The 20,835-nt window shown below is 49.8% G+C and carries 21 protein-coding genes; 8 read left to right on the forward strand and 13 right to left on the reverse strand.

What is annotated here, in order from left to right; genetic code table 11:
• Positions 1 to 75 precede the first annotated feature (75 nt).
• On the reverse strand, positions 76 to 1,266 hold the full coding sequence (locus tag JHL22_RS14770; protein WP_189383484.1) for an MFS transporter: 1,191 nt from the start codon (positions 1,264 to 1,266) through the stop codon (positions 76 to 78).
• Positions 1,267 to 1,496: 230 nt separating this feature from the next.
• Here JHL22_RS14770 and JHL22_RS14775 point away from each other — a divergent pair, with 230 nt between their 5' ends.
• Entirely contained in the window at positions 1,497 to 2,282 is a 786-nt protein-coding gene (locus JHL22_RS14775; protein WP_200239175.1) for an IclR family transcriptional regulator, read from the forward strand.
• Positions 2,283 to 2,308: 26 nt separating this feature from the next.
• Here JHL22_RS14775 and JHL22_RS14780 read toward each other — a convergent pair whose 3' ends face one another.
• From JHL22_RS14780 to JHL22_RS14790, 3 genes are all read right to left on the reverse strand, one after another.
• Positions 2,309 to 3,490 carry a M20 aminoacylase family protein gene (locus JHL22_RS14780; RefSeq protein WP_200239177.1) on the reverse strand — a complete coding sequence of 394 codons (1,182 nt, stop codon included), beginning with the start codon at positions 3,488 to 3,490 and terminating at the stop codon, positions 2,309 to 2,311.
• 32 nt (positions 3,491 to 3,522) lie between these two features.
• Positions 3,523 to 4,527 (reverse strand): Bug family tripartite tricarboxylate transporter substrate binding protein, encoded by a 1,005-nt coding sequence (locus JHL22_RS14785; RefSeq protein WP_200239178.1) that lies wholly within the window; start codon positions 4,525 to 4,527, stop codon positions 3,523 to 3,525.
• 286 nt (positions 4,528 to 4,813) lie between these two features.
• Positions 4,814 to 6,088: an alpha-hydroxy acid oxidase gene (locus JHL22_RS14790; RefSeq protein WP_200239180.1), complete on the reverse strand. Its 1,275-nt coding sequence runs from the start codon at positions 6,086 to 6,088 to the stop codon at positions 4,814 to 4,816.
• Positions 6,089 to 6,196: 108 nt separating this feature from the next.
• On the opposite strand from JHL22_RS14790, the gene JHL22_RS14795 reads away from it, so the two are divergent.
• A complete protein-coding gene (locus tag JHL22_RS14795) occupies positions 6,197 to 7,096 on the forward strand; it encodes a LysR family transcriptional regulator (RefSeq protein WP_200239182.1) in 900 nt (299 codons plus the stop codon).
• A gap of 71 nt (positions 7,097 to 7,167) precedes the next feature.
• On the opposite strand, the gene JHL22_RS14800 is transcribed toward JHL22_RS14795, so the two are convergent.
• From JHL22_RS14800 to JHL22_RS14815, 4 genes are all read right to left on the reverse strand, one after another.
• On the reverse strand, positions 7,168 to 7,959 hold the full coding sequence (locus JHL22_RS14800; RefSeq protein WP_200239184.1) for a DUF4394 domain-containing protein: 792 nt from the start codon (positions 7,957 to 7,959) through the stop codon (positions 7,168 to 7,170).
• A gap of 162 nt (positions 7,960 to 8,121) precedes the next feature.
• Positions 8,122 to 8,835, reverse strand: coding sequence for an anti-sigma factor (locus JHL22_RS14805; RefSeq protein ID WP_189383478.1), 714 nt, complete (start codon positions 8,833 to 8,835; stop codon positions 8,122 to 8,124).
• Positions 8,832 to 9,380 carry a sigma-70 family RNA polymerase sigma factor gene (locus JHL22_RS14810; RefSeq protein ID WP_200239187.1) on the reverse strand — a complete coding sequence of 183 codons (549 nt, stop codon included), beginning with the start codon at positions 9,378 to 9,380 and terminating at the stop codon, positions 8,832 to 8,834. Before JHL22_RS14810 ends, JHL22_RS14805 begins: the two co-directional genes overlap by 4 nt.
• Positions 9,381 to 9,465: 85 nt before the next feature.
• Positions 9,466 to 9,846: a hypothetical protein gene (locus JHL22_RS14815; RefSeq protein WP_200239189.1), complete on the reverse strand. Its 381-nt coding sequence runs from the start codon at positions 9,844 to 9,846 to the stop codon at positions 9,466 to 9,468.
• Positions 9,847 to 10,050: 204 nt separating this feature from the next.
• Between JHL22_RS14815 and JHL22_RS14820 the strand changes: the two genes are divergently transcribed.
• Complete coding sequence (locus tag JHL22_RS14820) at positions 10,051 to 11,001, forward strand: aldo/keto reductase (protein WP_200239191.1); 951 nt, start codon at positions 10,051 to 10,053, stop codon at positions 10,999 to 11,001.
• A gap of 68 nt (positions 11,002 to 11,069) precedes the next feature.
• On the opposite strand, the gene JHL22_RS14825 is transcribed toward JHL22_RS14820, so the two are convergent.
• The 3 genes from JHL22_RS14825 to JHL22_RS14835 all read right to left on the reverse strand — a co-directional run bounded on the left by JHL22_RS14825 (position 11,070) and on the right by JHL22_RS14835 (position 13,213).
• The gene (locus JHL22_RS14825; RefSeq protein WP_200239193.1) at positions 11,070 to 11,435 is read right to left on the reverse strand and encodes a calponin homology domain-containing protein; all 366 of its coding nucleotides are present in this window, start codon (positions 11,433 to 11,435) and stop codon (positions 11,070 to 11,072) included.
• A gap of 32 nt (positions 11,436 to 11,467) precedes the next feature.
• The gene (locus tag JHL22_RS14830; protein ID WP_200239195.1) at positions 11,468 to 12,766 is read right to left on the reverse strand and encodes an arsenic transporter; all 1,299 of its coding nucleotides are present in this window, start codon (positions 12,764 to 12,766) and stop codon (positions 11,468 to 11,470) included.
• A gap of 114 nt (positions 12,767 to 12,880) precedes the next feature.
• The gene (locus JHL22_RS14835) at positions 12,881 to 13,213 is read right to left on the reverse strand and encodes an ArsR/SmtB family transcription factor (RefSeq protein WP_200239198.1); all 333 of its coding nucleotides are present in this window, start codon (positions 13,211 to 13,213) and stop codon (positions 12,881 to 12,883) included.
• A gap of 214 nt (positions 13,214 to 13,427) precedes the next feature.
• Between JHL22_RS14835 and arsC the strand changes: the two genes are divergently transcribed.
• The 3 genes from arsC to JHL22_RS14850 are packed head-to-tail and all read left to right on the forward strand — an operon-like array spanning position 13,428 to position 15,847.
• Positions 13,428 to 13,856, forward strand: a complete 429-nt coding sequence (arsC, locus tag JHL22_RS14840) for an arsenate reductase (glutaredoxin) (protein WP_200239200.1) — start codon at positions 13,428 to 13,430, stop codon at positions 13,854 to 13,856.
• On the forward strand, positions 13,853 to 14,578 hold the full coding sequence (gene arsH / locus JHL22_RS14845) for an arsenical resistance protein ArsH (protein WP_200239203.1): 726 nt from the start codon (positions 13,853 to 13,855) through the stop codon (positions 14,576 to 14,578). The genes arsC and arsH overlap by 4 nt, the downstream gene beginning before the upstream one ends.
• Before the next feature lie 18 nt (positions 14,579 to 14,596).
• Positions 14,597 to 15,847, forward strand: coding sequence for an MFS transporter (locus JHL22_RS14850; protein WP_200239205.1), 1,251 nt, complete (start codon positions 14,597 to 14,599; stop codon positions 15,845 to 15,847).
• Positions 15,848 to 15,865: 18 nt separating this feature from the next.
• Here the strand turns inward: JHL22_RS14850 and gltS are convergent, their stop codons facing one another.
• Both gltS and JHL22_RS14860 read right to left on the reverse strand, forming a co-directional pair.
• Positions 15,866 to 17,080, reverse strand: coding sequence for a sodium/glutamate symporter (gene gltS, locus JHL22_RS14855; RefSeq protein ID WP_200239207.1), 1,215 nt, complete (start codon positions 17,078 to 17,080; stop codon positions 15,866 to 15,868).
• 302 nt (positions 17,081 to 17,382) lie between these two features.
• The gene (locus JHL22_RS14860) at positions 17,383 to 18,630 is read right to left on the reverse strand and encodes an MFS transporter (RefSeq protein WP_200239209.1); all 1,248 of its coding nucleotides are present in this window, start codon (positions 18,628 to 18,630) and stop codon (positions 17,383 to 17,385) included.
• A 192-nt stretch (positions 18,631 to 18,822) separates the two neighbouring features.
• Between JHL22_RS14860 and JHL22_RS14865 the strand changes: the two genes are divergently transcribed.
• Both JHL22_RS14865 and iscB read left to right on the forward strand, forming a co-directional pair.
• The gene (locus tag JHL22_RS14865) at positions 18,823 to 19,698 is read left to right on the forward strand and encodes a pirin family protein (RefSeq protein ID WP_200239211.1); all 876 of its coding nucleotides are present in this window, start codon (positions 18,823 to 18,825) and stop codon (positions 19,696 to 19,698) included.
• Between the two features lie 323 nt (positions 19,699 to 20,021).
• Positions 20,022 to 20,835 (forward strand): RNA-guided endonuclease IscB (iscB, locus tag JHL22_RS14870; RefSeq protein ID WP_200239213.1); only part of this gene is annotated, 814 nt, incomplete at its 3' end.

Below are 20,835 nucleotides of genomic sequence, written 5' to 3' on the forward strand. Positions count from 1 at the left end.
CCAGACAAACCCATCCTGGCTCGCTCCCATGCTCCTGCGTGGGAGCGCGTACGAGAGTATCCATTATTGTTGGGTTTACAACCCCTCCCGATAAGACCGTTCGGAAAACCGCCAGCTCATCAAAATGAGCAAGACTGTTCCTGCCAGCATTAATCCCCAGGCATAAGTCAAATCCGCAAACACATCACGAACAATGCCGGCAAATAAAGGCAGGAAACTGGCAATCATATAGCCACCACCCTGAACAAAAGCGGCAAGGTCTCCGGCGCGGGCAGGTTCTTTGCTATGGCTTAAAGTAAGAATAAGCGATAGCGGAAAGATGGCGCCCAGGCCAATGCCCAGTAAAACAATGGCCGGGTAAACCAACGTTAAGGGTGCAAATATTAAACATAACAAACCCAACGCAAGGCAAAACAAAACCCCAATTAACAAGAAACGCTGGTCTTTAACACGGTGGGTAAAAACCGAAACGGTTAAACCGGCAAGCACTTCAATTACACTGATGCCACTCAGTAGAAAACCGGCGTTGGCGGCTTTCATGCCTAAAGAAGTATAAAAAGGGGGCAACCAAGCCAGCACCAGGGTATAGGCACCGGTTGAAATGCCAAAATAAATCATTAATTCCCAGGCACGTGGCTGTTTCAGGAAAGAGCCTTGCCTTGTATGCGTATGATTATTGACGCTGACTTCGGCTTGTTTTTGGTTTTTTTTGTCTGTTAGCAGTAGCCAGGCAAGCAAGGTGAAAAGCGCCGGTATGGTCCAGATAGCCAATGCCGTGGATAAATGGGTGATGTCTTCCAGTTTAACCACCGCTGCAGCCGTAAAAGCCGCACCACCCATAATGCCGGTCGTGTACAGCCCCATGACCCGGTTTGCGTGAGTATTAAAAATTCGTTTGATGATACTGGGTGCGAGTGCTTGAATCATGGCAATACCTGCTCCGGCCACAACGGCGGTTAATAGTAAACCACCCGTACTTATCCATTGAAAGCGAGCCAGACAGGCCAGGGTAATGAGTAACAAACCCAGTGCAATGCCTTGCTTTTCTCCCAAAAAACCACGTAGAAATTTGCCCAGCCAGGCAAACACACCCATGACAAAAATGGGCAGGGTGGTTAACAGGCTGGCGGCAGTGTTGCTCATCTGGGTTGCTGCCTGAATGCTGTCAAGTAGCGGGCTGATCGAAGCCAGCACGGGGCGCAGGTTTAAGGCAACGGCAATAATGGCAAAAGCAAATAAAAGGGAGGTACGTTGAGAGGAGGGCATGCAATCCAAGTAAAGTCGTGACAAGATAAGGGGATTCTACAGGAGAGTGGCAGTCTGGTTTTTAATTCTTTTTTAAGTGGAGTTGGCAGGCTCTGGCAATTCGCGATTTTTGAATTTATGTGATCAGGTCCGATTTGGCAGTCTTTGCTAGTCCGAAGTAAGCACATCCTTTATACTAGAACTTCCCGGCTCAGAATTTACCTGTACTTATTTGTTCAACTCTACATATAATGACCAAGAAAAAATTATTAGAAGATGACGCGCTTGTTGTTAAATCAGTGGGCAAGGCCTTTGAGGTATTAAAGTGTTTTGAACAAACCAGTCAAAGTGAAAGAGAGCTAAGCCTGATGGATATTTGCAGGCTGACCGGCTTTGATAAAAGCACGGCGCAACGGTTTACACATACTTTGCAAACGTTGGGTTATATCAATAAAAATGAGTCCAGCCGTCGTTATTCATTAAGCCTGAAAGTGCTGGATCTTGCGTTTCATTTTTTAAGGAACGATGCTTTTATCGAGACGGTGAATCCGCATCTGTTTGAGTTATGCCAGCTTAGCCGCTGTCGTGTAAGCCTAAGCCTGTTTGATGATACTGAAACGGTTTATGCAGTCCGTCATCAATATAAGTCAGAGTATTATTCTTCTTCATTATTGGGCAAGAGGGTACCTATTTACTGTAGCGGCGGTGGCAGGTCAATATTGGCCTGTCTTGATGCCGGACAGCGTGATGATATTCTGGACCGTTCGGAATTCATCGCATTTACCCATCATACCGTGCTTGACCGGCAGGTGATTTTGAATGAAATTGAATTGGCGGGAAAAAAAGGCTATGGGCTCACTAAAGAACAGTTTGTTTATGGTGAACTGGGCCTTGGTGCTGCCTTGCTGGACCGTCATGGATACCCGCTTGCGGCCATCCAGCTGGCCATTAACCAGTCAGAAATAAGCCTGGATGAGTTTGAAAAAAAATACGCGCCCATGTTGCTTGAAGCCGTGCAAAGAATAGGCGCATATTAATTGAAAACAGGCTTGAATCAGGCCGGTTAACCGGCATGGCTCAGGTAGCGTTCTGCCAGATAGGCCCAGAATGCGCCACCATTTACCAGGTTTTTGTCATTAAAATTATAATTAGGGTTATGAACGGCACAGGCACCTTCTTTGTTGCCTTCACCATTGCCAATAAACAAATAACATCCAGGCACTTTTTCCAGCATGAAGGCAAAATCCTCACTACCCAGCCGGGCAGGTGTCTGAAGCACGACATTGTCCTGGCCGGCAAACTCAATGGCTGTCTGGCGGGCAAAGTCGGTTTCTGTCTGCGTGTTAACCAGTACCGGGTAGCCCCGTTCGTAGTGGATATCCGCCCTTACGCCAAAACTTTCGGCTTGTGCGTTGACCAGCGCTTTAATGCGGTTTTCCAGTAAGCTGCGAACCTCGGCATTGAGAGCGCGAACGGAAAGCTCCAGGACGGCCTGTTGGGGGATCACGTTATTGATATGGCCGGCATTCATGGCGCCAATGGTGATAACGGCCAGCTGGCTGGGGTTTACTTCACGTGAGACAATGGTTTGCAGCGCCATAATAATACTGGCTGCCGCCACAATCGGGTCTTTGGCCAGATGCGGGTGGGCACCGTGCCCGCCGACACCGGTAATGGTTATGGTTACGTAATCGGAAGAAGACATGGCTGGCCCGTCACGGAACAGCAATTGCCCTTGCGGAAAACCGGGTGCGTTATGCATGCCAAAAATGGCATCGCAGGGGTGATCATTGAATAAACCGTCATCCATCATTTTCCTGGCGCCGCCCAGACTTTCTTCGGCGGGCTGGAAAATCAGGTTCAATGTGCCCGAAAACTCACCTTTTTCAGCCAGGTATTTGGCAGCTGCCAATAGCATGGTGGTATGGCCATCGTGTCCACAGGCATGCATGATATTGTTGTGCACACTGGCATAGGGCAGCCCGGTGGTTTCCTGCAGGGGCAGGGCATCCATGTCAGCCCGGATGCCCATGGTTTTATGACTGTTTCCTTTTTTTAGCACGCCCACAACACCGGTGGTGCCGTAACCCGTATGTACGTCATAGCCCCATTCTTTCAGTAGCTGCTGAACAATGTGGCTGGTTCGTTGTTCTTTAAAGCCAAGCTCCGGGTGTTGGTGGATATCGTGGCGGATTTTGGCAAATTCGTCAAAATGCGCCTTCATATAGTTTGTGTAGCGGTTCATTCTTTATCCTGCTATGGCTGAAGTGGTCTGGCTTAATTTCCCTTAAAGCCGGTTTGCTTGATGACATTTTCAGTTTGCCGGATTTCCGCCTGATAAAAGTCGTTGGCTTGTGCAGGCGTCATTGGTTTGGCAACAACACGGCCATCGGCTCCCAGTGCGTTTCTAACCTCCGGTTCCTGTACGGCAGCGGCAATGGCTTTATTCAGCTTTTCAACAATATGTTCTGGCGTGTCTTTTTTTACCAGATAGGAAGAGCCGGTAAAGTAGTTGAAGTCTTCAAAGCCTTTGGCGTCACTCAGGATAGGGTATTCCTGCAGGATTTCGGGCTTTTCTTTTGAAAGGACGGCAAGAATTTTATAGCGACCTTCTTTTTCCATATCTTTCATGTTTTTTGAAAATGCCTGGATGGCAAAATCAATCTGCCCGCCTGCCAGGTCCTGCATTACGTTAGTGGTTCCACGGTAGGGAACATGGACCAGGTTTGCATCAAGAGTTTGGGACAGCCGGTCCGAGATCAGGTGATAAAGGGAACCAACGCCTACCGAACCATAAGTCAGGGGTGTACCGGAAGCCTGTTCTTTGGCCAGTTCAATGAAATCCTCAACACTATTAACCGGTAAATCCTGTTTTACCAACAATACAAGGTTTGATGTGGTTATAGGATGAACACTGCGAAAATCATTCGGCTTGAATTTGATAGCACTATTGGTTAGGGGGGGCAAAATCAGCTCGTTGGCGGTTCCCTGAAAGAAATAGCTACCATCAGCCTTGGCATTTAGTACTTTGTTAGCAGCGATGGAACCGGTGGCGCCGCCCAGGTTTTCCACAATGACCTGAACACCCAGCTGTTTGCCAATAGGGCCGCTTAATACCCGTGCAATCGAATCACTGGGGCCACCCGCCGGATAAGGCACCATCATGGTCACCGGGCCGGTTGGGTAATTGTTGTTGGCCATTCCCATGGATGGCATCATGAACAGGCTGCTGCATAGAAGGGTGGTTATCAGGGCTCTGCGGACAGGACTAACTGTTTTCATTTGTGTCTCCTTGATATTGCGTAATGCTATGGAAAATACAGGTATTTTGAAATTGTGCTTTTACTATATTTGCATATCATACGGATTAAGGTATTTTATATCAATACTTAATATCTTAATAAAATACATTTGACCTGATATTTGTCAGGAAAACAGCGCTTGCCGTTGTTTTTTATGTTCCTGCCAGCATCAGCCCCCAGGCATAAGGCAGGGACAGGGGGGGCGCAGCTACCTGTTCAAACGCGCAAGCGTATTTGGGCATACCCAAGTCATCATGTCTGCGGTGTCAACGGCAGTATCCAATGCGCTGGTAACGGCCTCGGCATTCACAATATAAGCGCATAAGAAACGCCTCTCCCAGTTCTTCAGGCTGATTCACGCCCAGCATAGCCATATTGCGGTCAATTTCGGCTTTCAGTAGCGCAATGGCATGGTTAACCCCATCCTGTGAAGCCGTGGCCGCGGCAAAATTAAAAGGGCGCCCAAGAAATACAAATTTGGCCCCTAATGCAAGGGCTTTCAGCACATCACTACCCCTGCGAATGCCACCATCCAGCATAACGGGCAGGTTGCCGGCGGCCTGGATAATATCGGGCAAGACTCGTAGCGGTGAAACGGCGCCATCAAGCTGGCGGCCACCGTGATTGGAAATAATGATGCCGTCAGCACCTTTGGCTTTGGCAAGGGCGGCATCTTGCGCATTCAAGATGCCTTTAATGATTAAATGACCAGGCCATTGCTCACGGATTTTTTCGATATGGCTCCAGTCCAGGTGTTCCCGGTTGGAAAAATCCCGTTCTACATTGCGTGAAATAATGGGGGCACCACGCTCGGCGAAAGAATTTTCAAAATGAGGAACGCCATCCATCAAGGTGCGCAAAAAGGTGCCCAGTAACCAGCGTGGGTGTGTCAGTCCATCCCAAATTAAGCGGTTGCTGGGCCTTAAGGGGGTTGAAAATCCGGCGCGGATATTGTTTTCGCGGTTGCCGGCCACGGGTATGTCAACGGTGATAACCAGTGTCTTTACGCCAGCGGCTTTGACTCGTGCAATGAGTCCATTTATCCGCTGCTGCTCACCCGGTAAATACGCCTGAAACCAGCTGTTGGGGGCAACCTCCATGATGCTTTCAAGGCGGGTAAGTGAAGAGCCGCTTAAAATAAAAGGGATATTGGCCTGTGCCGCTGCCCGGGCCATGACCTGGTCGCCGTCATAGGTGGAAAGGGCCGCAATGCCCATGGGGGCGATGCCAAAAGGGCAGCTCCATTCATGGTTGAACAGTGTGGTTGATTGGCTGCGCCGTGCGACATTTTGCAGTACGCGTGGCACAAAGCCCCATTCTTCAAATGCATTGAAGTTGTCTTTCCAGCTTTGGCGGGTTTCAACCGAGCCGGCAATGTAACCGTAAAGTGCTTTGGGTAAATAAGCGCGTGCCTTTGTTTCAAAATCCTCCAGGGAAAGTATGTTTGCCAGTTTGCTTTTGGTGTTGGCACCGTTAAAGGCTGTCCATGCACTGCTGGATGTGTTTTGCAGGGGTGGGGTGTGATGGGCTGATGCTTTCATGGGCTTACCTGGACAATATGAATATGTTTACGATGAGTCACTGTAAAATGATTGCTGCTAATAAAAAAGCGATTAATATCGTAATAACTTGTTTTCTTTTATTCAATAATGACATTAAAACAATTGGAAGCATTCTATTGGGCGGCCAGTAGTCCCAGTTTTGCGGTGGCGGCAGAAAGGGTGAATTTGACGGTATCATCGTTGTCCAAGCGCCTGGCCGAACTGGAGGTGTCACTAGGCCAGCCCCTGTTTGACCGTAGCGGCCATAAAGCCAGCTTGACCGATGCCGGGGAACGCTTGCTGCCCCATGCCATTGCCTTGTTGCAGCAGGCGCAAGCACTAAAGGAAATTGTTTTGGCAAACGCGGGTTTACAGGGGCGTTGTCGAATCGGTTCAGGTGAACTGGCGTCCATTACCTGGTTATCGGCCTGGGTGCATCAAGTGCAAACGCAGCATCCGGCGCTGGCGATCAGTGTGTTAACCGATATTGGCCAGGCGTTAACCGAAAGGCTTGAAAAAGGAGAGCTGGACGTGGCCGTGATTGCGGGCCATGCCAGGCGATCGGGGCTGACCTCTATCCCTTTGCGCAGTTCCTCATTTGTGTGGTGTGCCCGGCCCGACATTGCCCGCCGTTTGCCGTTACTGGAGCTCGCCTCATTAGAAAAGCAAACCCTGATCACACTGCCGCGCGGTTCGGGAGCCACGCACATTCTGGATAGTTGGCTGGAAAGTTCAGGCGTGAAATTTGGCAAAACTTTGGTATGCAACCAGTGGGGCGTAGTGGCAGGGCTTATCCTGGAAGGGGCCGGTCTTGGGTTTTTACCCCAGGGCCTGGCAAACGGGTTGGTGCGCCAACAAAAACTGGTGTTGCTCAAAAGCCGTTATGGGCTGGAAAAACTGGATTATTGCCTGCATTATCGTCATGATGATCCAAGGCCGCTTATTCCGGCATTAGTCAAAAGCTGTCTTAAGACGGCAGACTTCGAGGCAAGTGGGGTGTTTTTTTAGGGGGGGTTTTTCCCTGTTCCCAGAAAAATAGTGGAAAACGGAAACGCCTTTGGGCGTTTCCGTTCTTAAGCTTACATGCCTGGCAGCACGGCAATATCAATGACATTGCCTGGCAGGCCATCTATTTTACCCAGGGCGTTGGGTTTACCAGTGCCCAGATCCAGTACATGCAGGGTGGAGCCTGTTAGCAGGTAGGCGGTATTGCCACCTTTGCCATCACTGTGAATATCCATGGCCACTGCTTTCAGGTCATCTGCAATTTTGCCAATCGGTTGCTGAATGCCATCGTTGGGCGGGTTCTGCAACATCAGGCTATTGCTGGCCAGGTCAATGGTATGCAGGGCCGTGCTTTTGGTGCCCGCATAAGAGTTGGTGTAAGCGCCGGCCGCGATATTGGGTTTTTTGCCGGCATGAGGGCCATCTGCCGCATAGACGGTGCTGCCATCCACAGCGACTTCACCTGTTTCTACATTAACCCGAAAGCTGGTGCCGTCGTCAGCCAGCAAACGCAGCTTGTCAGCGGCAGGGTTAAAGTCAACCACGGCCTGGCCGCTGCCTGGCAATTCCTTGTTCAGTTTCACTGCTTTGCTGGCGGCGCCACTGGACAGATCAATGTTGTATAGCTGATGGTCGTTGCCCAACGCATAAAGCTTGCCATTGGCGGGGCGTATATCAAAACCGCGCAGAGGGCTTGGGCTGCTGGCAGCCATGTTGGCCGTTATTTTCTGGTTGTTGGTGTCAATTTTATAAAGTTGGCCATCGGCAGTCAGGGCCAGCAGGGTTGCAGCACTGGCGGTGCCTGCCAAAAGGGCGCTTGTGCCAGCGGTTAAAGTAATCGAAAGCAGGGTTTTACGCATGTTCATAAAATTTCTCTCAGTGTTTTTTGGTATGAATGCAAGGCTGAAAAATATCAGCCTTGCCGGTACTTTGTTAAAGCACCTGGTATATATACCCGCGAGAGAATGCGTTGGATGTCGCGATTGGAAAATAAATTTCCCAATCGTGACTTTTATGTAAAAACCGTTTTAATTGAGAGCGGCCATGACTGCCCTGCCAATATAAAGTACTTGTCCCGTTGGTCGGTTAATGGGAGAGCCGCCTTCCGGTTCCAGGGTCAGTTCAAACAGCTGTCCGGCCTGGACGGCCCCAATTTTTTCTACGGGCAGTTGCAGTGGTTTGCCCGGCTCCACCAAACCTAAAGAGCGTGGACCAAGGGCCGGATCAACCAAGGTCCAGAACTGGATGGAGCGGTTGGCCGGGATGGGTTGATCGTTCAGGGGCTCCAGCAGCAGGCCGCCACTTTGATCAATATGCACGACCCAGCCGGGCTGGGCAGATTCACCCGGAGGCTGCAGGACAGCGGTATAACGGTTGGTGGACATGTCGTTTTGCCACAGTTCTGGCAAAATAACAATCAGCAAGGCAAACGCCAGCGCGGCACTGGCCAAACGCCAGGCGGCCAGGCTTTGCCACCATGTTTTCCATGGGCTGGCCCGTTTGACGGGGGCGTCCAGGCCAAGACTTTTCTGCAGGCGTGGCCATAATTGGGCCGAGGGTGTTTGTGGCGGCAGCTGGTCGCTAAGTTCAAGAAAATGCTGTTGCCATTGCAGGGCCATTTTGGCGGCGTCTTTATCACTTTCAATCAGATCGTGAATTTCCCGGGCTTGCGCTTCATCAAGCAGGCCAAGCAGATATTCGCCAATTAAGGTACGAAGTTCATCGGGGTGTTGGGTATTCATGCTTGCAAACACTCCTGTAAGGCGCGAAGTCCAGCGCGAATACGGCTTTTAATGGTACCCAGTGGGATGGTTAGGCGGCTGGCAATTTGTTCATGGGTCAGCCCATGATAGAAGGCCAGTAAAATGGGGTGTCTGCGGTTACGGTCGATACCTTGCAAACAGCGGTTTAGCAGTTTCTCTTCACTTTTCTGCTCAAACAGTTCGGTGGCCTGGGGGCTATCGTCGGCAAGGCGTTCAATAAACTCATCATCCAGTTCTGTGTAGCGGCCGTGGTTGCGCAATTGATTAAGGGCACGGTAGCGCAGAATGCTGTAGATCCAGGCACGCCCGCTACCCAGAGCGCGCTGGAAACGTTGGGCATGCCGCCAGATTTGTACAAAAGTGTCGTGCAGGCAATCTTCGGCCAGCGCGCGATCGCCAAGCATGCTGATGGCCAGCCCCAGCATTTGCGCGGATTCCTGCTGATACAGGGCTTTGAAGGCTTGCTCATCCTGTTTTGCACAGGCTTCTAAATGGCTTTCATAATCGAACAGCGATGGCGCCATGAAAAGGTATCCCTGAAATATGAAGTGAGGCAGTAACACTAATTAATTATATATTGATTCCTTTCATGAAGGGGGAACCAAATTTTCACTCTATATCTTTATTGTGCAAGGCCTGCTGCTTGCTATGATAAAAATACAAATACATCAGACCTACCGGCGCAATGAAAATAGCGCATGCCCAGCATAACAGCATTGTTATTAGTTTCGTAAACAGCATGACAATGGCATTAATAAAGAAAACGTTTTGCCCCATGATATAGCCAATGATGCTTTCATAAACAAAGCGGGAGTACGGATAAAGCAGTGATGAAATAAGCAGAAAAACAATCATCCCGATTGAGGTAGGCTGAGTGGTTTGGGACTGCATGAGCAGGAATAAAGCCGGGAAAATAAGACCGAATACAAACTGACGGAGATAGTAGTTTAACGATAGTCCACCCAGGGTTTTAGCGATGACAGGATGCATGTTTTTTCCTAAAAGTAGTTGAGTATTAAAATACTTGCATGATTATATCGTATCAATTCAAACTATATTTGAATTTGATGCAAAATATTTCAAATAGTAAAAACTTATGAATTTGTTCTTGTTCTAAGGTTTTTCTAACAAAAACATTTTCCCTTGACTAGAATTTAAAGAACGAATCACATCAATAAGTAAAGGAAAGGCAAAATGAAGAAAAGAGCATTGGGAAAAACGGGTATTCATATTTCCCCGCTGGTTTTTGGTGCCAATGTCTTTGGCTGGACGGTAGATAAAACACGTTCATTTGAACTGTTGGACCGTTTTGCCGGGGCCGGCTTTGAAACGCTTGATACCGCGGATATGTATTCAACCTGGGCTCCCGGCAATCGTGGTGGCGAATCGGAAACGATTATTGGTGAATGGATGAAAGCACGTGGTAACCGTGACCGCATTGTGTTAATTACCAAGGTCGGTCTGGAAATGGGCCCCGGTCAGAAAGGGCTTTCTGCCGCATGGATTGAACGGGCTGTTGAAGATTCGCTGCGCCGTTTGCAGACGGATTATATTGATCTTTATTTTTCACATGTTTTTGATGAAAATGTTCCCATAGAAGAAACGCTACAGGCGTATGAGCGTTTGCTTAAAGTGGGCAAAATCCGTTCTATTGGTGCTTCCAATCATTCGGCAGAACAGCTGGCTCAGGCCTTGAAAGTTGCTGCTGAAAACGGTTTGCCCCGTTATGAAGTATTGCAGCCGCAATACAACCTGTATGACCGGGGCAGCTATGAAGGTGCCCTGCGTGACCTTGCCATTGCCGAAGGTCTGGGGGTGATTACTTATTACAGTCTGGCCAGTGGCTTTTTAACGGGTAAATATCGCAGTGCCAGCGATTTGCAAAAGAGTGCACGTGGTGGCGGTGTGAAATCGTATCTTAATGAACGGGGAATGCATATTTTGGCAACGCTGGATGAAGTTGCTGCCAATCATGCGGCAACGCCCGCAGAAGTGGCGCTGGCCTGGTTGATGGCGCAAGAAGGGGTTACAGCTCCCATTGCCAGTGCAACCAGCCTTAGCCAATTGGATTGCCTTATCCGTTCAGCGCAGCTGGTGCTTTCAGATGAAGAAGTGGCCCGTCTTCATGAAAGCAGCGCGATTTGACAAAATCCGGTACCCAGTCGAAAAATGTAAAGGGCCCTTGAGCCCTTGAGGCCCGAGATGGTTTTAAATTATCCCTGGCACGAAGACAGGACAGGCCCTTTAACCAGTTTAACTTTGCCATCGACTTTATCCCTGGCGTCAACCCTAACTTTAACGCCATTTTTTACCATGGCTTTCAAGGCATCATCGCCACACATGAGTCGTCGCATTTGGTCGATGGGTTTTAAAATGGCCGTTTGCGGGTGCTTATCCAAATCCCTTCTCATAATGAAGACCTCGTTACCACCTTCCTTGCCTTTATAAGAAAGTTCCCAGCCTTTGGGCGTTGACATGGCTTCCATATAAAAAGTTGCAATAAGCGGGCCGGGAAATACGTCAGCGGAAGCAGTGGTGCTGGCTGCCGCCAATAAACAGGCAGCTAAATATTTTTTCATTTGTATCCCCCTAGGTAACGTTTAATTTTGCACTAGTATATAAGAAAACTTGGGCTTAGTCTCCAGGCCAATGCTGCCAACGTTAGCAATAGAACAGGCAGTGTGATTACAATACCTACCCTGAAGTAATAGCCCCAGGTAATCGTCAGATTCTTTCGTGCAAGCACATGCAGCCATAGCAAGGTGGCCAGGCTGCCAATAGGGGTGATTTTAGGTCCAAGGTCACTGCCAATCACATTAGCGTAAATCATGGCTTCTTTAATGGTGCCGGTGGCCAGGCTGGCTTCAATCGACAATGCCCCTACCAGCACGGTAGGCAGATTATTCATAATGGATGACAGCAAAGCCGTGAGGAGTCCGGTTCCGATGGTGGCAACCCATAGTCCCTGGCCACCTAGCCAGTTCAAAAGTGTTGCGATATGATCAGTTAGCCCGGCATTGCGCATGCCATAAACAACCAGGTACATGCCCAACGAGAAGATCACAATAGACCAAGGGGCTTCGCGTATGACCTTTCGGGTGCTAATAATATGGCCGCGACCCGCCACCACTAACAGGATAGCCGCACCAATACCGGCAATCACGCTAACTGGAATGCCCGCTTCTTCAAGAACAAAAAAACTAATCAGCAGCAATGCCAGGACACACCAGCCTGCACGGAAGGTGGTAAGGTCATGAATAGCATCCTTTGGGCGTTTCAGTTGGGTGCGATCATAGGTGGCAGGAATACTGGCGCGAAAATACCAAAGTAAAACCAGTAGCGTTGCCGCCACCGACACAACGGTAACCGGTGCCATGACAGCGGCATAGCGGGCAAAGCTGATACCAAAAAAATCAGCGGAAACAATATTGACCAGATTGGAGACAATGAAAGGCAGGCTGGCGGTATCGGCAATGAATCCGGCGGCCATGACAAACGCCAGGGTAGCGCTGGGGCCAAAGCCCAGGGCCAAGAGCATGGCCATGACAATGGGGGTAAGGATAAGGGCAGCGCCATCATTGGCAAAAAATGCGGAAACCGCAGCGCCCAGCAAAATAATCAGGCTGAATAAAACTTTGCCGTTGCCACCGCCCCAGCGGGCGACGTGCAGGGCGGCCCATTCAAAAAAACCGGCTTCATCCAGCAGTAAGCTAATGATAATAATGGCAATAAAGGTGGCCGTTGCATTCCAGACAATATTCCACACGACTGGGATATCGCTAATTTGTATAACGCCAAATAATAATGCCAATAGGGCACCTAAAGAGGCACTCCAGCCAATGCCTAAACCACGAGGTTGCCAAATGACAAAAGTAATGGCCACAATAAAAATGGCTAAGGATGCAAACATGATATTTCCTGTTGAATAAATTCAGTATGTCAGTGGTTAATATTTAAGATAAAAATACGTCAAGTTGTTTGGCCTTGAGTAATTGTTAATCTGGCAGGACAGTCGCTTTTCAATTCAACTTTCAGATTTGGCATGCGGTTCAGGTGATGTAACCAGGCAGCTATCTCCAGCACAGCAATTTTCAGTTAAATAATCCAATAAGGTTGACATGGACTCGAACTTTACCGAGTAAATGACATACCGGCCTTCATGTTTTGACTCCAGAAGATCGGCATTAATTAACTCTTTCAAATGAAAGGATAGTGAAGAGGGAGGTATCCCTAGCGTTTCTGCAAGTTGTCCGGCCTGCAAGCCGGCAGAGCCGGCCTGTACCAGTTGTCGATAGGCTTCAAGTCGGGCTTCATGGGCCAGTGCAGATAAGGCTTTTACGGCATCTTTGGTTTCCATCAGCGTTCCTGTATTGTCTTTTTGTTTCTATATTTCGATATTTCGATATTTCGATATTTCGATATTTATCGAATTATAGTATACTACCGTGATTGATGCTATTTGATTAACAGAAATTTAAAATTTTAATTGGTCAGTTGTCCGTTAATATCTCAGTTAATACGCGCAGCTGTACCAAGCTTAAAGTATATGATTGCTCACTACAGGAATACTTATGAACAACGTTACCATCTACCATAACCCTAACTGTGGCACTTCTCGTAATACATTGGCCATGATACGCAATGCGGGGATAGAACCCGTCATTATTGAATATTTAAAAACCCCGCCTACCCGCGAAACCATAAAATCAATGGTTGCCAAAGCTGGGCTTACCGTTCGCGAGGCATTACGGGAAAAGGGTACACCGTATCAGGAGCTGGGGCTTTCAAACCCGGCGCTTACCGAAGAACAGTTACTGGATGCCATTGAAGCGCACCCCATCCTGATGAACCGGCCGTTTGTGGTGACTTCCATGGGAGTGAGATTGTGTCGGCCCTCTGAAGTGGTGCTGGAAATTTTGCCAGCCGCGCAGCAAGGCGCTTTTTCCAAGGAAGATGGGGAAGTGGTGATTGATGCAACGGGCAAGCGGGTAAACCCATGAAGAAAACATTGCCTAATATAGAGCCATCGGTGTTTGAGATACCTGATTTGGAGAAATTGGGATTAACGCAGGGTAGTACGCATCCGCCGCGCATTCTCTTGCTATATGGGTCGCTTCGGGAAACGTCATATAGTAAATTACTTACCCTGGAAGCCGAGCGCATTTTGCAGCAGTTGGGGGCGCAAACGCGTGTATTTGATCCGTATGATTTGCCGGTTACCGATAGCGTGCCCGCTGATCATCCCAAGGTGGTTGAGCTTCGCCAGTTGTCTGAGTGGTCAGAAGGACAAGTATGGTGCAGTCCGGAGCGGCACGGTACTTTAACGGCAGTATTAAAAAACCAGATTGACTGGTTGCCACTACAAAGTGGTGCCATTCGTCCTACACAGGGGCGTACCCTTGCCGTTATGCAGGTAAGTGGTGGTTCGCAGTCTTTCAATGCAGTTAATGCATTGCGTGTTTTGGGGCGCTGGATGCGGATGGTGACTATTCCCAATCAATCTTCCGTACCCAAAGCCTATCAGGAGTTTGATGAAAATGGCAGAATGAAGCCATCTGCGTATTACGATAGAGTGGTGGACGTGATGGAAGAACTGTATAAATTCACTTTGCTGATCCGTGATCGTTCTGATTACTTGACCGATCGTTATAGTGAGCGCAAGGAAATAGCACCGCAACTGCTCACCACACTGGCTGAAGCCGCAATGAGTCACGAGAATTAACCTGGAAATAACACATTCATGTCCACTTCTCAGGCCAATGTATCCGCAGATATCCCTAAAGTGTCTGCTAACCCGGATCGTGCCTTGGTGCTTATTACGGCATTGGGTATCGGACAAATATGCGGCTGGGGGTCGCTATATTACAGTTTTCCCCTGATTGCCGAAGCCATGATGGCAGAACTGGGGTGGTCCAGAACCAATTTATACGGTGCTGCGACGGCAGGCCTGGTGCTGGCTGGGTTTCTTGCCTACCCGGTAGGGGTGGCTGTTGATAAAGGCTACGGCAGGCGGCTAATGGCTGGCGCGTCATTATTGGCTGGCCTGCTTATTTTTATGTGGTCCCAGGTAAGCAGTTTGCTAGGGTTTTATTTAATTATTGCCGGTGTGGGGGCGTTGCAGGCGGCTACCTTGTATGAGCCTGCATTTGCAGTCATCGTCCGTCGGGTGGGGCCGGCCAGGGCAAGGTCTGGTATTACTGCCATTACTTTATGGGGCGGATTTGCCAGTACCGTGTTTATTCCACTGGTTCAGTTTCTGCTGGATCACTGGGGGTGGCGTGATGCCTTGCTGGTGTTGGCCCTCATTAACGGGGTGCTTTGTGCTGCGTTATATTATGGTTTCATCAGGCCCGAAAAAGATATTGTCCACGTCATCCCGTCCCACCATGAATGTCAGCAACAAACCGATCAACAGGCCATTAGGGCTTCATTCCGGCAGCCCGTATTTTGGCTTTTAATGCTGGCGCTTACTGCGTATGCCGGTGCTTTCACTGCCTTCACTTTTCATATGTATCCGCTGTTTCTTGAGGGCGGATTGTCTACTCAGAATGTGGTTTGGGTAATTGCTACCATTGGGCCGGCACAGGTGGCGGGGCGCATCCTGATCAGCATGTTTGGGGCAGGCATGTCCATGCGACGCATTGGTACCTTGGTGGTTGTCATTTTTCCCCTTGTGTTTATTGTATTGGCGCTGCAGCCGTCCAGTTTCTGGATCGTTGCCGCGGCCTGTATTGCCTACGGGGCCAGTAACGGGATTTTTACCATTGTACGCGGGCTGGTTGTACCCGAAATGCTAAGCACCCGGGCTTATGGTGCACTCAACGGTATTTTGACATTTCCCAGCACCCTGGCCAAAGCCTTTGCACCTTTGGTGGCAGCCTGGATCTGGTCAAGTACCATGAGTTACGGTGCTGTCAGTTGGGCGATCGCCATTTGCGCAATACTGCTGGCCATCAGTTTTTGGCTGGCGGCCTGGGTTAGCCGGCGGTAGGCCCATGAAAATTGATGTTTACCTTGCCAAAAATCCAATAATCAGCGCGTTAATCAGGTCAATAAAGAACCCGCAGACCAGCGGCACCACAATAAAGGCGCGTGGGGCGTTACCGTATACGCGGGTAACGGCACTCATATTGGCAATGGCAGTGGCCGTGGAACCCAGCGCGATGCCGCCAAAGCCTGAACACATGACGGCGGCTTCATAATCACGTCCCATGACTTTGAAAACCACCAACAGGATGAAAGCAATCACCAGTAAAATCTGTAGAATCATGGTGATGGTAATAAACGTGATCATGGGTTGCAAAACCCACAGTTGCAAGCCCATTAGCGCCATAGTCAGGAAAATACCAAGGCATAAATCAGAGATTAGTGCAATGCCAGGTTGCATGCTGTGCCAGCGCCAGATGCGGCCGCCTTTGGGAACGACCAGTGCCGTTACCGAACGGATAATAATGCCAGCCAGCAGGCAACCCACAAAGGCGGGCAGGTTAAGGCCGGTAAAGGCAATTAGGCGAATAATCACACGGCCCATGATCAGGCAGATATTCAGCCAGAAAATGGCCATTAGTACGCCGTAGTAGTTAAGCCGCTTGTAGGGCTCATCCTGGTAGCGCATCCCAATATCAAGTTCGGGATCGGCTGACGTTTGTATGCGATGTCGCTTGATCAGGAGGCTGGCAATCGGGCCGCCAATCATACATGCGGCAATCATGCCCATCATATTGGACGCAATACCAATCTCAACGGCATTATCCAGCCCCAGGGTGTCAACAAAATGCGAGGCCCAGGCCATAGTGGTACCCACCCCGCCGGTTAATGAGATGGAACCGGCCATTAAGCCAATTCTGGGGTCCATGCCAAAGTATTGCGCAATACTCATGCCAAGCAGGTTTTGCAACATCATGAAAATTGAGGCAATAATCACCAGGATAATTAATGCCCGACCCCCTTGTTTCAGCGTTTGAATATTAGTGTTAAGTCCAATGGCTGCAAAGAAATACAGGAGCAGCATGTCGCGTACGCCAAGGGTAAAGGAAATCCGCAGATCCAGTAGATAATAAGCCATGCAAACAAGAATGGTGCAGACCAGTCCGCCAATGACGGGTTCTGGAATACTGTATTTCTGTAGCCAGGTAATACGATTGCTTAAGCCTTTGCCAATAAACAAAAGCAGAATAGCCAGCGTGAAACTGGCGATGGCATTAATTTCTAAAGAGTGTTGCAACGAATTTGCCTTTAACTGATAAGGATTGCAGGTAATGGTTTTATACCTGGATAAATTTGTTGCGAATTATAACCCTCAGAAGTTACTTTAGGTGGCGCTGCTGTGTTTATTTGGGCCGGTAAACTTCTATTTTTTGCACCGCAACAACTAAAATTTCATCAGGCTGGCAGCCATACGTCTTGACCGCTTTTTTTATGGCATCACCCCCGCTTTTGGCAAGGATCTGAACCGTTTTTCCATTGCTGAGTTTTAATGTGTATTTATGCATTTTTTTCAAGGTAAGGTTGGCAGGCTGTGGTGTCTTAGGCAGACTGGAATTGCTTTTTATCGGGAAGCGTTAATGAGATGATGGCGGCAAGCAGCAAGAATACACCGGCTGAACCGAAAGAAATCCAGTGGGTATGGAAAGTTTCATAAGCCCAGCCGCCCAGCCATGAGCTGATCATGCCGCCTACTTGGTGCCCCACATAGGCCAGACCATATAAAACGCCCACCAGTTTAACCCCATAAATATCAGCCAGAATGGCGGAAGAAAGCGCAATGCTGCCAGCCCAGACCACACCACCCACGGTGGCGACGCCAAAAAGTTGCCAGTTAACGGCAACCATGACAAGCCCGAAAAAGCCCAGCCCGCGCACAAAATAAATAACCGCTAGCATATAGCGTCGGGGCAGGGTATCGGAAATGCGTCCCAGCACCAGGGTACTGAAAATGGCAATCAGGCCAATCAGGCCGATGCCCAATGCGCTGCTGGCCGAGTCAAAACCGTGATCCATCAGCATGGGAACGCCATGGGCGCCTAACAGGTTCATGCTATAGCCACAGGCAAAAAGCCCAAGCACGACTTTCCAGAATGGGGCGGTGCGCAGGGCCTGTTTCAGGCTGAGAGGGGCCGTTTGCAAGGCTGGTTTGGTAGCGGCGGTTTTTTTGGCAGGGGGGCTATTTAACAGGTCTGCGTTTTCGGGCGGGTGTTCGCGGATAATAAAGAAGGCGGAAAAAATGGTAATAACGGAAAAAACGGCGGCAAAGCCAAGGATGGTTTCTTTCCAGCCAAACGTTTCATTGGTATAGGTAAACAGGGGCGTCATGATGGCGATGCCCGCCATGGAACCTGTGGATAAAAAGAACAGGGCCATGCCTCTTTGCCTGATGAACCAGCGGCTGATGACTGGAGTTAGCGCTACCTGGCTGGTAAAGGCCAGTCCGATAGACAGGAAAATGCCATAGGCAAAGAAAAAATTGGTCAAACTGCTGGCCATGGCCGTCCAGATTGAAGACGCCACCACAATGGCCGTACCCAGCAAAAGAACGAAGCGTGTCCCCCGGGTGCCCACCAGATGGCCGGCAACGGGCATGCCAAGACCGTAAAAAAGCATGCCGATGGCAATAACTCCAGAGAGCTCACTGCGGGTAAATTGCAAGTCATTGATAATGGGCAAAAAAAACGGGCCTATGCCCAGTCGCATGCCCACGGTTAATAAGGTTAAAAGGGTAGCGGCGGCCACAATATTCCAGCCGTAATACCATTGTTGCTTGTGTTGTTTGTCCATTGATATTGTAGTTATAAATAAGTTGCTTTAAAGGAAACAAGTTTAATGTTAATCAGTCGGTTTGTTAACGTTAATGAGCCGGTTTGGGTAAAAATGTATTTGCTTTTCAGTTAATGGGGAAAAACACCACAGGTAAACCCCGAAGATTTCATCTATCATGAGTGATGCCTTTAATCTTACAGGAAAACTGTCATGCCAGAGATCGTTATTGAAACACGTCCCCATGATCTTGGTGGTGGATTTGAGGTGGGCCGGGTACTGCCTTTTCGCAAGCACCGCTCGGTGGGTCCCTTTGTTTTCTTTGACCGGATGGGCCCTCATGAACTGGCAGCCCCCATTCCACCAGAACGGGATGTGCGGCCTCATCCGCATATTGGCTTGTCTACCGTGACCTATCTGTTTGAAGGCGAAATGACGCATCGGGACAGTCTGGGCTATAAGCAGCTTATCCAGCCCGGCGAGCTGAACTGGATGACAGCGGGTTCTGGCATTAGCCATTCAGAGCGTTTTGATGGCATGCGTCCGGCGGGTGGGCGGCTGGATGGCATTCAGGCCTGGGTTGCCTTGCCCGAAGAATTTGAAGAAATCAAGCCATCTTTTGTTCATTATAATGAGTTTGAGTTGCCGGTCATGACAGAAGAGGGGATATGGGCCAGGCTTATTGCCGGTAGCGCTTTTGAGCTGGAAAGCCCGGTAACGGTACATTCGCCGTTATTTTATCTGCACATGGAAGTGACGGCGGGCAAACGGGTACCGTTGCCCCAGGATTATGCCGAAAGGGCTGTTTATATTAATAGCGGCAAACTGCAGGTAAAAGGGCAAACGTATGTCGCTGGCCAGATGCTGGTTTTTGCCAAGGACAGTTTGCCTGTCGTGCAGGCACTGGAGAACGCCAGCCTAATGCTTCTGGGGGGAGAACCTCTTGGGCCACGGCATATATGGTGGAACTTTGTTTCTTCCCGCAAAGAACGAATAGAACAGGCAAAGGAAGATTGGAAAGCCGGGAAAATTCCACTTCCTCCCGATGACCATGTTGAGTTCATTCCTTTACCGGAAACAATAGCATGATAATGTTATTCTGGATTTAACGTTAAGGATAATAAAGTCAATCACCCCGCCCTGAAGGGCGAGGCTTGTGGGGTTAACGCTTCACAGGTCTGAGATTGTCCAGACCGAGCGCCTTGGCGCACCGTTGTACGTAAGTTCGTAGACCCACCTTGGGATGCTTCCTCAGTCCCAGGCCCTGGAAATCACCACTGCAGACACGCTTCGGGTAAGCACGAAACGGGCGGTGATCGAAAGCCCCAGGCTTTCAACTGGCGTACAACCTGGTCGAGGGGAGATGTCCGCAAGGACACGTTACCGCCGTAAGGCGAGAAAGGAGTAATCCATTGGTTATTTTTGTCGTAGATAGGCACGGCAAACCGCTGATGCCCTGCCATCCGGCACGGGCACGGCAGTTGTTGCGTCAACGGCGGGCGGTGATTCACCGTCATATGCCGTTGGTGATCCGGTTAAAGGATCGCCGCCGGGATGAGAGTGCCCTCCAGCCGGTGCGCGTCAAACTGGACCCCGGCAGTAAAACAACGGGCGTGGCAGTGGTTCGGGCGTCAAGCACTGTTGACCCGGCGACCGGTGAAATTCAGCGCCAAGCAGCAGTGCTCGCCTTGATCGAGCTGGTGCATCGTGGACGCCAGATTAGCGAAGCGCTGACGGCCCGTCGACAGATGCGCCGTCGTCGTCGCGGGGAATTACGCTACCGCGCACCCCGCTTCTTAAACCGCACCAAACCTAAAGGCTGGCTAGCGCCATCCTTACAGCATCGGGTGGATACCACGGCAGCCTGGGTTACACGCCTCTCTCGTTGGGCGCCGATCACGGCCTTGAGCTCAGAGCTGGTGCGTTTCGATATGCAGCAACTGCAAAAGCCGGAAATTTCTGGCGTCGAGTATCAACAAGGCGCCTTGGCGGGGTACGAGGTGCGTGAATATTTGCTGGAAAAATGGGGGCGCAAATGCGTGTACTGCGATGCGACGCAAACGCCGTTACAGATTGAGCACCTTCAACCCCGGGCACGTGGCGGTTCAAACCGGATCAGTAACCTGGCCCTGGCGTGTGGCCCATGCAACCTGAAAAAGGCTGCCCAACCCTTGAGCACTTTTTTGGCTAGGGATCCTTTACGGTTGGCGCGGATTCAAGCGCAAG

It is taken from the genome of Advenella mandrilli (genome assembly GCF_016595155.1).
GTDB lineage: Bacteria > Pseudomonadota > Gammaproteobacteria > Burkholderiales > Burkholderiaceae_B > Advenella > Advenella mandrilli.